The organism is Malikia spinosa (genome assembly GCF_002980625.1).
GTDB lineage: Bacteria > Pseudomonadota > Gammaproteobacteria > Burkholderiales > Burkholderiaceae_C > Malikia > Malikia spinosa.
On sequence record NZ_PVLR01000008.1, the window covers coordinates 36967 to 50810 of the forward strand.

Here is a 13844-nt window from a genome sequence, read left to right on the forward strand (position 1 = left end):
ATGGCACGCATGAAATTCATTTGCGACGCCGAGCGCTGCATCGAGTGCAACGGTTGTGTCACCGCCTGCAAGAACGAGCACGAGGTGCCCTGGGGCGTCAATCGTCGCCGTGTCGTCACGCTCAATGACGGCGTGCCGGGCGAGAAATCGATCTCGGTCGCCTGCATGCATTGCAGCGATGCGCCCTGCATGGCGGTCTGTCCGGTGCAATGCTTCTACCGCACCGACGAGGGCGTGGTGCTGCACGACAAGGATGTCTGCATCGGCTGCGGCTACTGCAGCTATGCCTGTCCCTTCGGTGCGCCGCAGTTCCCGGGCCAGGGCACGTTTGGCGTGCGCGGCAAGATGGACAAGTGCACCTTCTGCGCCGGCGGCCCGGAGGAGAACGGCAGCCAGGCTGAGTTCGAGAAATACGGCCGCAACCGCCTGGCCGAAGGCAAGCTGCCGGCCTGCGCCGAGATGTGCTCGACCAAGGCGCTGCTCGCCGGCGACGGCGATGTGGTGGCCGACATCTTCCGCACCCGGGTCGTGCAGCGCGGCAAGGGCGCCGAAGTCTGGGGCTGGGGCACCGCCTACGGCAGCAAGCCGGCCAAGCCGCAGGGAGATGCATCATGAAGCCGCGCCTGCTGACCCTGGGCGCTCTGTTGTGCGCCGCCTTCGCGCTGTCGGCCTGCGGCGAGAAACCGCAGCAGCTCGGCGGCGGCATCAAGTCCGACCAGCCAGCCCACCAGGGCGTGGGCCAGAGTCCCTATGCGCAGCCGGGTTGGCAGGCGGGCGATGCCAACGGCTGGACCCAGCAGCTGCGCGCGCGCGCCCAGTACGGCCAGAACGAGTACAGCCGCGCCAGCCAGCCCTGAACCGGAGCGAGCCATGAACCGGATTTCTTCCCCTGCCACCTCGCCGCTGCGCGCAGGCCTGCTTGCCGCGCTGCTGCTGACGGGCGGGCTGGCGCTTGCCGCCGAGCCAGAGCCAGCGGCTGCAGCGGCGCCTGCGCCCGCTGCAGCCGTGCCGGCCCCGGCCCCGCTGGCTGGCCCGACCGCGATCCGCAGCGCCAACATCCTGACCTTGCAGGACGCCAGCGCCGAGCCCGGCTATGCCGAGCAGAGCAATGCCCAGCGCGCCCAGGTCCAGCCCGGCAACAACGCGCCGGTCTGGCGCCAGGTCGGGCAGGGCGTCAGCGGCACGGTCAACATGCCCTATGCCGAATATGGCACCCTGATTCAGCCCACAGTGCAGTATCCGGGGACACGCGCGGCCAGTGCCGGCGAGGCCTGGCGCCAGCTGCGCAACCAGGTGCTGCTGCCCTATGGTGCCGCCCTGCTGCTGATCGTCGCGCTCGCGCTCGGGCTGTTCTACTTCACCAAGGGACCGCTCGGCCAGGAGCATCCGCCGGGCCAGGGCCAGGCCATCGAGCGCTTCACGCCGTTCGAGCGCGCCGCTCACTGGAGCAACGCTGCTGCCTTCCTGACGCTGGCGCTGTCGGGGCTCGTGATGGCGTTCGGCAAGTTCTTCCTGCTGCCGGTGCTCGGCAGCACGCTGTTCGGCTGGCTGGCCTATGCGCTGAAGAACCTGCACAACTTCGTCGGGCCGCTGTATGCGGTCTCGCTGCTGGTCATGATCGCGACCTTCGTCAAGGACAACATCGCGAATCGGGCCGATTTCCAGTGGCTGCTGCGCGCGGGCGGCATGCTGGGTCAGGGACAGGTCCCCTCGCACCGCTTCAATGCCGGCGAGAAGGGCATCTTCTGGTGGGCGGTGACCATTCCCGGCCTGCTGCTGGTGGCCTCCGGCCTGGTGCTCGACAAGCTGGTGCCGGGGCTGGACTATTTCCGCGCCGACATGCAGCTCGCGCACATGGTCCACGCCGCGCTGGCGCTGCTGTCCTGTGCGCTAATCGCCGGTCATATCTACATGGGCACGGTCGGGACGCGCGGGGCCTACCGCGCCATGAGGACCGGTTATGTCGAGCCCGGCTGGGCCCGTGAGCACCATGAGCTCTGGTATCAGGACATCCAGTCCGGCAAGATCCCGGCCCGGCGCAGCCAGTCGGCGCCCGCCAAGCCTCGGGTGCCCATCTCCGTGAACCCCGTCTCCAGGAGCAACCCATGACCGCGAAAACCGCGCCACTTCTGGTCCTGCTGGCCTGGCTGCCGATCGCCGCGCTGGCCAAGCTGCCGACGCCCGAGCTCAGCCCGGAGGACCAGGCCAAGGCGGCCGAGACCAAGGCCAAGGCGGCACACCAGGCCAAGGTCGATGGCTACAAGACCTGCCTGGCCTCCGAGAACGCGGCCGCGCATTACTTCAAGACCCATCCCCAGGCGGCCAAGCCGGCGGCAGCGCCCGCCTGCGCCGACCCCGGTCCGTTCGTCGCTGCCGCACCGGCAGCTGCCGCGCCTGCGGCCGGCGCGGGCGCGACCCCAGCTGCAGCCGCCAGCGCAGCGGTTGTACCCGCCGCACCTCCCGCACCGGCGGCCAAGACCAGTGCCAAGAAGCCCTGAACTGACCCAGGCCGTTGCGCCGCAGACCTGCCAGGTCACGGTGCATGATGAATACGGCCAGCCGCGCGAGATCGCGATTCCCGCCGAGCGCGACCTGACGATCTATGTCGACAAGCGCGAACTCGTCACGTTGATGACGCTGGGCGCCCATCCCGAGTGGCTGGTGCTGGGCTATCTGCGCAACCAGCGCCTGCTGCGCTCGGTCGACGAGATCGAGTCGATCACGGTCGACTGGGAAGTCGGTGCCGCCGCGGTCAAGACCCGTCACGGCATCTCGGCGATCGAGGACCGCACCGCGCGCCGCGTGGTCACGACCGGCTGCGGCCAGGGCAGCGTCTTCGGCGGCCTGATGGACGAGGTCGACCGCATCGAGCTGCCGCCCGAAGCCCGATTGCGCCAGTCTGACCTGTATGCGATCGTGCGCCAGATCCGGCAGCAGGATTCGGTCTACAAGCGCTCGGGCTCGGTCCATGGTTGCGCGCTGTTTCGCGGACCTGAGCTGCTGCTGTTCGTCGAGGATGTCGGGCGCCACAATGCGGTCGACACCATCGCGGGCTGGATGTGGCTGCAGGACCCGGCGGCGATGCAGGGTGCCGACAAGGCCTTCTACACCACCGGTCGCCTGACCAGCGAGATGGTGATCAAGTCGGCACAGATGGGGATTCCGGTCGTGGTCTCGCGCAGCGGTACGACCCAGATGGGCCTGGCCGTGGCAGAGCAGGTCGGACTCTGTGCGATCGGCCGCGCCACCAACGAGCGCTTCCTGTGCTTTTCTCATCCGCAGCGGCTGCTGCGCGACGTCGAGCCCGGCATCGAGCCGGCGCGCGCGGCGCCGACTGCCCGCCTGGCGGCGCTGCCGGCCTGAGCTGCGCGCCTCTGCGGCGCGCCACCTCCAGCGCCGGTCCAGCACGGGACCAGCTCGGGTTCAGCAGCGGAGCGGGCGCCGCTTCTGGGTATAGATCTCTTCCCAGATCTCGGTCTCGACAAAGTGGTTCTTGTCGATCTGGTCGGCCACTTCGTAGAGCGAGAACTGCATGTTCTGCAGCTCGGCCAGCAGATCGTCCAGTGCCCGTTCCTCCTTGAGTCGCTCGGCCACCTGATGCCCGAGCAGCTCCATCACGTCGATGGTCATCGGCATCACGTACAGCACATGGTCCTTGATGCCGGTCATCAGTTCGCGGTCGTACAGTTCCTCGTCCCAGTGAGCCAGGGTGGTGCCGGGGCCGTAGTCGGTCTCGACCCGGTAGTCCGCCAGCGCCGGCAGCCTGGCTACCGAATCGGACTTGAAACGGCCGGTCTGCGGATCGAACAGGCTCAGCCAGTGGTCCCAGCCCATGCCCAGCGTGTGGCCGATCTCGTGGATCAGGGTGCCGACGATCTCGACATCGCTGAAGCTGTCGAGGAAGTTGGTGTTGAACTCCACCGAGCCATAGACCACGTTCTTTTCGGTATACGGCTTCCAGGCGCGCGCGATGGTGTTGCCAAAGCTCGTGAAGACGCCGATCCGGATCACGATCGATTGCTGCGGGATCAGGTAGCGGTTCCAGAAGTTGCAGGCCAGCCGGGCCAGCGCGTCGAGCTTGCCGTTACTGTCCGAGGTGATCTTGTAGGTGATCAGCGTGGTCTTGACGACCGGCGCCGCCGGTTCGAGGTAGCTGCTGTAGCACCAACCCTCGAGTACGCCGCAGCGGATGTAGAACCATTTCTGCTCGACCTTGAGCTTTTCGACCTTTTCGCCGCGCGGCAGCACGCCGACGATGGTTGCCTTGAGTGCGGGGCTCTGGCGCACGTTGAGCGATGTGGCGGTGACCCGATATTGGTTCATGCGGATACTCCTCGGTTGAGAAAAGCTGGGCTGATGGTCGGCGGCTCGCAGTCGGTCAATTTTTGGCGCTTAGTGCAGGATTCACTGCCGGTTCTCGATCAGTTCTCGCAGGGGCTGGGGCAACCGCCTGCGCAACTTGGCGCCGACAGTGCGTTCATGTCGCTGCCAGAGCAGCCCGAGCCAGATCACGCCCAGCCCGATCGCGCTCAGGGCAAAGGGAAACAGCAGGCTGGCGCCGAACACATGCCGGGCCTGGTAGCCGAGATAGCCGGCCGCACCCAGTCCGCCAAAGACGGCGAAGACGCGCCGGCCCAGCAGGGCGGCCAGCGCAATCAGCCCGAGGTTGATGCAGAAGTAGCCGAACTTGCCGAGTTCGTTGTCCGACTCCAGCAGCGACAGGCCACACCAGAAAGTCAGGACGCCGAACAGGTAGAGCCAGAACGCGTAGTCCTGGTCGTGGCGTGTCCTGACATCTACCCAGAATGCCAGCAGCAGCATGGCGGTACCGAAGACGAGCGAGACGAACTTGCGCAGCTCCCAGTTCAACTCCGGGTCGCTGCTGTCGAACAGCAAGGGCGTGAGGTCCATGCCCAGGTACCAGAGCGTGACTGCGACCGGCATCACCATGAAGGGAAGGCGGTAGCGCCACAGCATCAGCGCGCCCGTGGCCAGCGTGGCGAGCTCCATCATCAGCCAGCGCCAGTCGATCAGCTGGTGGTAGTCGCGATAGACCATGCCTTCGGCCCAGCCACCAAGCGCGACCTGCAGGCCGTAGACCGCCAGCGGCGTGAGCGAAACGACGAAGGCGGCCGCGATACCGGCCGGAATCGGCTGCTGACAGGCCAGCCAGTAGCGGGTGAGCCAGAGCCCGCCGCCGGCGTAGGCCAGCGCGATGAAGAACAGGCCCCAGCCGCCGAAGCGCTCCCAGCCCAGGTTCATGAACAGCGTCATGGCGCCGATTGCGATCAGGCCGCCCAGGTAATACAGCACATGGGTCAGGCGCAAGGCAGGCCGCTCCTGCGCGTGCGCAGACAGGAAAGCCCACAGGCCGTCGGCCTGAGCAGCGCTGATCAGCCCGCGCGAAACGGCTTCGTCGAGCTGGCTGTGCTTCAGTTCCATGGTTCAGAACTGCGTGCGGCCAGGCTGGGCGTTTGGCTTTGGCATCGTCACCTGCCCGGGCTGAGTCAGCCGCTGCACCATCTGCATGATGGCCTTCATCTGCGGCGCGGACTTGTAGGCGTAGTGGCTGCCGCTGTAGCCCCACCAGTCCCAGCAGCCCTTGGGGTTGTAGGGCTGGAAGGCCGACTGGTTGACCTGGGGGTAGAGCACCAGCATCCGGTTGCTGTCGGCCCAGCGGTTGTAGCCGGTCTCGGTGTAGAAGCGGTTGCCCACCGATTCGGCCGATTGCACGCAGCCATGCAGCGCGACATGCACCTTGCAGCCCGGTCCGGCCTCGGTGCAGCTGCGTGGCACATAGAGGTAGCCGGTGTCGGCCATGCTGGTGCTGCTCGCGGCATAGGCGCGCTGGTCGAAGGCGATGATCTGGCCCGAAGGCGTGCCAGCCGGTGCATTGAGCGGGCCGTAGATATGCTGCAGCAAGGCGCCGGCCTGGTCGTAGGGGCGTTCCTGCCCCTTGTCGCCGACCTCGCAGTGGCTGATGTAGGGGCTTTCGTTGGCCGCGCAGTCGTTGCCCTGGCCGGGGGCAATCACCGCATGACCGGCGGGAAGGTGGTTGACGTACTTGAGGTTCTGCGGCTTGACCCCGACTTGCTGCAGGAACGACACCGTGGCGTCCACCGCCGGCTGGCGCTGGATGGTGTCCTGGGTACCGCTGAACACATAGACCCGGTCGTCCGCGAGATGGCTCAGCGGATCGATCTTGCGCGCGCGGGCAAAGTCCTTGGCAAAGCCCGCCATGATGGCCGGGTTGGGTGGGAAGAACGGCACTTGGCCCATGCAGATGCTCGCGTAGGCCATGTTGTTGGCCGCGCAGTAGTAGGGTCCGCCCGCGATCACGCCGGCGCCGATGATGTCCTTCGAGTAGGCCACCTGCAGCTGAACCGCCATGTAGGCGCCGGACGAGAGTCCCGAGACCGAGGTCTGGGTCCGGTCGGCCTGGTAGGCCTTCAACGCGGGAGCAGGGGCCTGTGCCAGCGCGCCGGTGCACAGCAGCGCGAGGCAGACTGCAGCGGCAATCTGGCCCAGTCCGCCCTTTGTCCTCCTATCGCTGGTCGTTCGGTTCTTGTGCAATCGCTTCATCGATGGTTCTCCCGGGTCTGCTGACCCGCTGGCCAGCTGCTGCAGCTCGACCGTAGTTTTTGATGGAAATGAAATGCTGTTGGGCCATCCTAATGGGGTGAGCTGAAAATGACAATCGTTGTTTGGCTCGAACTGCGAGGCGTTGTTTTCCGCTGCTGCGCAGAGCGAGCCGCCCGATAATCTGGATTTCCCCATGCTCCTGAAGGAGCCCGTCATGTCTGATCTGTTCGCCCAACAGCCCGTTGCCCCCCTGGCTGAAGCCCTTCGCCCCAAGACGCTCGACGAGGTGGTCGGCCAGTCCCATCTGCTGGGCGAGGGCAAGCCGCTGCGGCTGGCCTTCCAGTCCGGCAAGCCGCACTCGATGATCTTCTGGGGACCGCCGGGGGTCGGCAAGACCACCTTGGCACGCCTGACGGCCACCGCCTTCAAGTGCGAGTTCATCGCCCTGTCCGCGGTGTTCTCGGGCGTCAAGGACATCCGGGCTGCCATGGAGCAGGCCCAGCAGAACCTGGCCATGGGCAAGCGCACCATCTTGTTCGTCGACGAGATCCACCGCTTCAACAAGTCGCAGCAGGATGCGCTACTGCCCTATGCGGAAAGCGGCCTGGTCACGTTCATCGGTGCCACCACCGAGAACCCTTCGTTTGAAGTGAACTCGGCCCTCCTGTCGCGGGCCCAGGTCTATGTGCTGAAGTCGCTGACCGACGAGGAACTCAAGCAGCTGCTGCAACATGCCCGCGAGCAGGTCCTGGGTGAGCTGGAGTTCGACGACCAGGCCTGCGACACCCTGATCGGCTATGCCGACGGCGACGCCAGAAGGTTCCTGAACCTGCTGGAGCAGACCCAGACCGCGGCCAGGACTTCTGGCATCACCTTGATCACGGCTGACTTCCTGCAGAACGCGCTGACCTTGAATTCGAGGCGCTTCGACAAGGGTGGGGACAACTTCTATGACCAGATCTCGGCCTTGCACAAGTCGGTGCGCGGCTCGCATCCCGATGCCGCGCTCTACTGGCTTACCCGGATGCTGGACGGCGGGGCGGATGCCCGCTATTTGGCGCGGCGCATCGTGCGCATGGCCTGGGAAGACATCGGCCTGGCTGATCCGCGGGCGATGCAGATTGCCAACGATGCAGCACTGACCTATGAGCGGCTAGGAAGCCCTGAAGGGGAGTTAGCTCTTGGTCAAGCGGTCATCTATCTGGCGGTAGCTGCCAAGAGCAATGCTGGATATAACGCTTACAACCAAGCCAAGGCGTTCGTGAAGCAGGACAAGAGCCGTGAGGTTCCGGTTCATCTGCGAAATGCTCCAACAAAACTCATGAAGGAGCTAGGTTATGGGCATGAATACCGATATGCCCATGACGAGCCCAATGCCTATGCGGCAGGCGAAACCTACCTTCCCGACGGCATGGCCGAGCCGGGCTGGTACCAGCCGGTGCCCAGGGGGCTGGAGCTCAAGATCGGCGAGAAGCTGGCGCTGCTGAAGACGTGGGACGCAGAAGCCGGCAAGCAGTGATTCGGTAGGTCTAGTAGGTGTCCAGCGACTCAGCCGCTGATGCTGAGTGCTGGCATATTATTGTTGATACGATAATGATTGCCTCCGCGCAGGGCTTGTTCTATTGGTTGAGACCAAGGAAAAAACTGCACTTGATTCGATGGCGCTGAAAGTTGGATGCTTCACTCCCCAAACCACCGCACCAACGATACGACGCCCGTCGATACCCTCCAAGCAACCCGCCTCCCAGCCATGGCCTCCAAACACAACGCCACCCATCGCCTGCTCGCCATAGGTCTGTTCGATGGGCTCAATGCTTTTTCCGAGCTCGAGACCCGCCTCTCCGCGCTACCCACCAACAAGGAACGGGGCGATGCGTTTGAAATCTTTGCCGAAGCCTACTTCGCCACCCAGAAGATCGCGCTGGCGCGCGACGTGTGGCCGTTCGAGGCGATACCTCTGGTGCAGCGCCGCAGCCTTTCGCTCGACACCGGGCGTGACATGGGCGTTGACGGGCTCTACGAAACCACTGATGGCGAACTGCGTGCCTACCAGGTCAAGTTTCGCAGCCGGCGCCCGGCCCTGACCTGGGATGAGCTTTCTACCTTCATGGGCTTGACCGACCAGGTCAGCCAGCGGGTGCTGTTTACCAACTGCGACACCCTGCCCAGCTTGATGCAGGACCGCAGCGGCTTCGTCGCCATTCGTGGCAGCGACCTCGACCGACTGACTGCCGAGGACTTCAACGCCATGCACGAATGGCTGCACAGCGGCCGCGTCGAACTCCCACGCAAGCAACCCCGTCCACATCAGGACGAGGCGTTGGCCAACATAGCGACCGGGCTTGTCACCAATGACCGTGCTACCGTCGTGATGGCTTGCGGCACCGGAAAATCACTGGTTGCCCTGTGGGCCGCCGAGCGTCACGCCGGCAAAACGCTGCTGGTGTTGGTGCCCTCGCTGGCTCTGGTGCGCCAGTTGTTGCATGAATGGCTGCGCGAAACTACGCGGGAGCGATTCAGCTTCATGTGCGTCTGCTCCGACCCGACGGTAGCCAAGGGCGCCGACGATCTCGTGGTGCATCAGGCGGATCTGGATTTTCCGGTCACCACCGACAGCGCCGTCGTGCGCCAGTATCTCGAAAAGCCGTTCGACGGCACCCGCTTCGTGTTTTCCACCTACCAGTCGGCGCAGGTGGTGGCAGAGGGCATGCCGGTCGATGCCGATGGTCAGCGCCGGCCTTTCGATCTGGGGATTTTCGACGAAGCCCACAAGACGGCCAGCCGTGACGGTACCCGCTTCAGCTTCGCCCTCGAAGACGCCAACCTGCCGATTACCAAGCGTCTGTTCTTCACCGCCACGCCGCGCCATTACGACGTGCGCAAGAAGGACAAGGAAGGCGACAGCACGCTTGTCTATTCGATGGACCGGCCCGAAGTCTATGGCCCGGTGGTCCATACCCTGAGTTTCGCTGAGGCCGCCCGGCGCGGCATCATCTGCGATTACAAGGTGGTGGTTTCGGTCGTTACCTCGGATATGGTCGATGACTATCTGTTGCGGCATGGCGAAACCATCGTTGCCGGCGACACGGTCAAGGCGCGGCAGGTCGCGCTGCAGGTCGCCTTGCAAAAAGCGGTCGAGAAATACGGCGTCAGCCGCATCTTCACCTTCCACGGCTCGGTCAAGGCGGCGAAGTCATTCACCTCGACCGACAGCGAAGGCATTGGCCAGCATCTGTCCGACTTCGCGACCCTGCATGTCAGCGGTGAAATGCCCACGGCTCGGCGCGAGGAGCAGATGAAGGCCTTCCGCGAGGCCGGCAAGGCCGTGATGTCGAACGCCCGCTGCCTGACCGAAGGCGTCGATGTGCCGGCCGTGGACATGGTGGCCTTCATTACCCCACGCAAGAGCAAGGTGGATATCGTGCAAGCGACAGGTCGCGCCATGCGGCGCGCTCCTGGCAAGGAGATCGGCTATGTGATGGTGCCGCTGTTTGTCGAGCAGGCCGCCAACGAATCGATCGAGGACGCCCTCAAGCGCACCGGCTTCGATGATCTGTGGGATTTGCTGGGCGCAATGAAGGAACAGGATGACGTTCTGGTCGACATCATCCGGCAGATGCAGGAGGACAAGGGGCGCACAGGCGTATATGACGACTGCCGGTTCAGCGAAAGGGTGGAGGTGCTGGGGCCTAGTGTTTCGTTGGAGACGATACGCAAATCGATTACAGCGGAGTGCTTGGAGTCGCTCGGGGTTTCTTGGAATGAATCTATTGGGAGGTTGCTGGCATTTGTGGAGCGCGAGGGTCATTGTCTGGTGCCAAAGCGGTACCTTTCAAGTGATGGATATAAACTGGGAATTTGGGTAATTAGGCAGAGAGTCATCAAGGAGGGCATGCCTTCCGGTCGGAGGAAAATTCTTGAAGCAATTCCAGGGTGGGTTTGGGATGTTTTGGATAACCAGTGGGAAGAGGCGTTTCGGTGCCTTGATGAATTTGTCGAGAGAAATGGTAGTTGTCAGGTTCCTGTGGGTTACGTTGCTGAGGGAGATATTCGTTTACATTTATGGATAAAGACTCAGAGAACACTAAAAAATAAATTGACAACAGAGAGGAGAGCGCGACTTGAGTCCTTGTTGGGATGGACTTGGGATGCATTGAGCGCGCAGTGGGAAAAAGCCTTTGAGTATCTTGAGGAATTTGCTAGTCGTGAAGGTCATTGTCGAGTTCCGCAGAAGTATAAGACGATAGATGGGTATCGATTGGGGCAGTGGGTAACAAATATTCGTGCATCTAAATTTAAATTAGATGATGCTCGAAAGGAGCGACTTGAGGCGCTTCCTGGTTGGACTTGGGGGGCTTTTTCTGCTCAATGGGAGATTGGATTTTTACACCTTGTTGAGTTTTTGAATTCGGGGGGGACTTGTCACGTGTCGTCTGAATATAGATCGGATGATGGATATCGTTTGGGGGCGTGGATCGCTTCCCAGCGGGGGTACAGGAGTTCCCTGTCTGTTGATCGAATAAAACGTCTTGAATCCATCCCGGGGTGGAGTTGGGATGTTCTTTCTGATCGGTGGGAGGTTGGATTTTCTCATTTGAAGAATTTTGTAGATCGGGAATGTAATTGCCTGGTTAAAGGTGGCTATCAGACGGATGATGGTTTTCATTTGGGTAATTGGGTTCAGGCGCAGCGATCTAGAAAGGAAAAAATGACGGCTAAAAGAAAAGAAAAACTTGAAGCCATTCATGGTTGGTCGTGGAGTGTTCGTGCCGATTTTTGGGAGGCTGGCTTTAGTTATCTCAAGGAGTTTTCTGAGTGCGAAGGACATACGCGGGTTCCTAGTAAATATAAAACGTCTGATGGATACAGGTTGGGGTTATGGGTTGCACGTCAACGTGCAGCTAAAGATACATTATCCGTTGAGTCAAGAAGTCAACTTGAAGCGCTGCCTGGCTGGGGTTGGGATTTGGTTAAAGAGAGTTAATATGAGGTTAGAAAAGTGAAGGGAGAAATGCGTCTTGATCCATATTGTCTGCCAGAGAGTTTTCGAAGTTACGTTTATGAATTTGTTGTCTTGGCTTGGGAGGTGAAGAAGGTTGAAATAAATCCCGAGAAATTTAGCAAGAAAGATTTGGCAGAAATCTGTGGACTCTATGTTCTTAAAATTGATAAATTGATTGAGATGGATAGGCGAGATCAGGAAGTGTGGCCGACGAATGAATTTCTCTATTTTTATGGGGGTGATAAAGTTAAGGGTTATGAATGCTTGTTTCGAAGGCTTCGAGATGCATTTGCGCATGGGCATTATGGTTCGTGTAATCGAGGATGGGTGGAGATTCGACATTTTTATAAAAACCGTGGTCAGGAAAAAGCTGTGCCACGTGTATTTGGGAGAGTTCGCATAAATACTCTAAAAATCTAGTGAAATTTCTTACTTGCGATAAAAAAATTAATAATTTGATGGATATGTAATCTGAATTTTTGAAAGTTGACGTTGGGCTGAGTAAGGTACGTGCTGTATGGAACATGATGGCAACGATGCGAGCATGCTTTTTTTGTCGGTGTGATTTTTTGAGTGTGACTTTTTTGATTTCACGTGGGTTCTGGCCGCTCTTAGAAGGTTCGATGCGGGGGGCGCGACCACGAGGCTCGCAAAAACCTAAAATAGACGGTTTGTGCGCAGGCCGCGCACGCCCCCAACCTGAAGTCCCATGACGCAAGAACACCACGCCCATCCGGCCGAAGACCATAACCAGCTGATCGCCGAGCGCCGCGAGAAGCTCAAAGGCCTGCGTGCCGCCCAGGAAGCCGGCCAGGGCCCGGCCTTCCCGAACGACTTCAAGCCGCAGCACCGCGCCGAGCAGCTGCTGGCCGAATACGGTCACATGAGCAACGAGCTGCTCGAGCCGATGAAGGTGCGCGTCTCGGTCGCCGGCCGCATGATGCTCAAGCGCGTGATGGGCAAGGCCAGCTTCGCGACCGTGCAGGACTCGTCCTTCGGTCCGACCGGCGGCCGCATCCAGGCCTACATCAACAACGAGGGCGTCGGCGAAGCCGTCCACACCGCCTTCAAGCACTGGGACCTGGGCGACATCATCGCGATCGAGGGCGAGCTGTTCAAGACCCGCACCGGCGAGCTGACGGTCAAGGCCGACAAGATCCGCATGCTGACCAAGAGCCTGCGCCCGATGCCCGACAAGTTCCACGGCATGCAGGACCAGGAGACCAAGTACCGCCAGCGCTATGTCGACCTGATGATGGACGAGCAGGCACGCAAGCGCTTCATGGCACGCAGCCTGGCCGTCACCAGCATGCGCGAGTTCATGGTGCAGCACGAGTTCCTCGAAGTCGAGACGCCGATGCTGCACCCGATACCGGGCGGCGCCAACGCGCGTCCCTTCGTGACCCACCACAACGCGCTCGAGCAGGACATGTTCCTGCGCATCGCGCCCGAGCTGTATCTCAAGCGCCTGCTGGTCGGCGGTTTCGAGCGCGTGTTCGAGATCAACCGCAACTTCCGCAACGAAGGCATCAGCGTGCGGCACAACCCCGAGTTCACCATGATGGAGTTCTACGCGGGTTACTGGAACTACCTCGACCTGATGGTCTTCACCGAGGACCTGATCCGCCATGCCGCGCACCGTGTCTGCGGCGGCGCCAAGCTGAGCTACCAGGGCAAGGATGTGGACCTGGAAGCGCCGTTCGAGCGCCTGACGATCCGCGAGGCCATCCTCAAGCACACCGAGGCCGGTGACAACGTCGACGACCGCGACTGGCTGATCGCGCAACTGCGCAAGCTCGGCATGGACCCGGTCAAGGACCGGCTCGACAGCCGCAGCCTGGCCGGCCTGCAGGTGATGTACTTCGAGGAGACGGTCGAGGACAAGCTCTGGAACCCGACCTTCATCTGCAACCATCCGACCGAGATCTCGCCGCTGGCACGCGCCAGCGACAGCGATCCGAGCGTGACCGAGCGCTTCGAGCTCTACATCACCGGGCGCGAGGTCGGCAACGGCTTCTCCGAGCTCAACGATGCCGAGGACCAGGCCGCACGCTTCCACGCCCAGGTCTCGAACAAGGATGCCGGCGATGACGAGGCCATGTTCTATGACCATGACTTCGTGCGCGCGCTCGAGCACGGCATGCCGCCGGCCGGCGGTTGCGGCATCGGCATCGACCGCCTGATCATGCTGCTGACCGACAGCCCGAGCATCCGCGACGTGGTGCTGTTCCCGGCGCTGCGCCGCGAGGGCTGATCGCTG

General features: G+C 62.0%; 12 protein-coding genes. 9 read left to right on the top strand and 3 right to left on the bottom strand.

Annotation, left to right across the window (positions count from 1 at the left end):
• The 5 genes from fdh3B to C6P61_RS03375 are packed head-to-tail and all read left to right on the top strand — an operon-like array spanning position 1 to position 3363.
• The gene (gene fdh3B / locus C6P61_RS03360; RefSeq protein ID WP_105728523.1) at positions 1-615 is read left to right on the top strand and encodes a formate dehydrogenase FDH3 subunit beta; all 615 of its coding nucleotides are present in this window, start codon (positions 1-3) and stop codon (positions 613-615) included.
• On the top strand, positions 612-857 hold the full coding sequence (locus C6P61_RS03365; protein ID WP_105728524.1) for an EexN family lipoprotein: 246 nt from the start codon (positions 612-614) through the stop codon (positions 855-857). Before fdh3B ends, C6P61_RS03365 begins: the two co-directional genes overlap by 4 nt.
• Positions 858-870: 13 nt before the next feature.
• Complete coding sequence (locus tag C6P61_RS03370) at positions 871-2109, top strand: formate dehydrogenase subunit gamma (RefSeq protein ID WP_105728525.1); 1239 nt, start codon at positions 871-873, stop codon at positions 2107-2109.
• Complete coding sequence (locus C6P61_RS18125; protein WP_244908752.1) at positions 2106-2498, top strand: hypothetical protein; 393 nt, start codon at positions 2106-2108, stop codon at positions 2496-2498. The genes C6P61_RS03370 and C6P61_RS18125 overlap by 4 nt, the downstream gene beginning before the upstream one ends.
• A complete protein-coding gene (locus C6P61_RS03375; protein ID WP_244908753.1) occupies positions 2482-3363 on the top strand; it encodes a formate dehydrogenase accessory sulfurtransferase FdhD in 882 nt (293 codons plus the stop codon). The genes C6P61_RS18125 and C6P61_RS03375 overlap by 17 nt, the downstream gene beginning before the upstream one ends.
• A 60-nt stretch (positions 3364-3423) precedes the next feature.
• On the opposite strand, the gene C6P61_RS03380 is transcribed toward C6P61_RS03375, so the two are convergent.
• From C6P61_RS03380 to C6P61_RS03390, 3 genes are all read right to left on the bottom strand, one after another.
• Positions 3424-4323 (bottom strand): SH3 domain-containing protein, encoded by a 900-nt coding sequence (locus C6P61_RS03380; protein WP_105728527.1) that lies wholly within the window; start codon positions 4321-4323, stop codon positions 3424-3426.
• Between the two features lie 81 nt (positions 4324-4404).
• The gene (locus tag C6P61_RS03385; protein ID WP_105728528.1) at positions 4405-5442 is read right to left on the bottom strand and encodes a DUF2157 domain-containing protein; all 1038 of its coding nucleotides are present in this window, start codon (positions 5440-5442) and stop codon (positions 4405-4407) included.
• A 3-nt stretch (positions 5443-5445) separates the two neighbouring features.
• Complete coding sequence (locus C6P61_RS03390; protein ID WP_105728529.1) at positions 5446-6582, bottom strand: extracellular catalytic domain type 2 short-chain-length polyhydroxyalkanoate depolymerase; 1137 nt, start codon at positions 6580-6582, stop codon at positions 5446-5448.
• A 214-nt stretch (positions 6583-6796) separates the two neighbouring features.
• On the opposite strand from C6P61_RS03390, the gene C6P61_RS03395 reads away from it, so the two are divergent.
• The 4 genes from C6P61_RS03395 to lysS all read left to right on the top strand — a co-directional run bounded on the left by C6P61_RS03395 (position 6797) and on the right by lysS (position 13838).
• Positions 6797-8101, top strand: a complete 1305-nt coding sequence (locus tag C6P61_RS03395) for a replication-associated recombination protein A (protein ID WP_105728562.1) — start codon at positions 6797-6799, stop codon at positions 8099-8101.
• A 231-nt stretch (positions 8102-8332) separates the two neighbouring features.
• Positions 8333-11566: a DEAD/DEAH box helicase gene (locus C6P61_RS03400; RefSeq protein ID WP_170067314.1), complete on the top strand. Its 3234-nt coding sequence runs from the start codon at positions 8333-8335 to the stop codon at positions 11564-11566.
• Between the two features lie 15 nt (positions 11567-11581).
• Positions 11582-12004, top strand: a complete 423-nt coding sequence (locus tag C6P61_RS17580) for a hypothetical protein (protein WP_146114958.1) — start codon at positions 11582-11584, stop codon at positions 12002-12004.
• Between the two features lie 289 nt (positions 12005-12293).
• Positions 12294-13838: a lysine--tRNA ligase gene (lysS, locus tag C6P61_RS03410; RefSeq protein ID WP_105728532.1), complete on the top strand. Its 1545-nt coding sequence runs from the start codon at positions 12294-12296 to the stop codon at positions 13836-13838.
• Positions 13839-13844 lie beyond the last annotated feature (6 nt).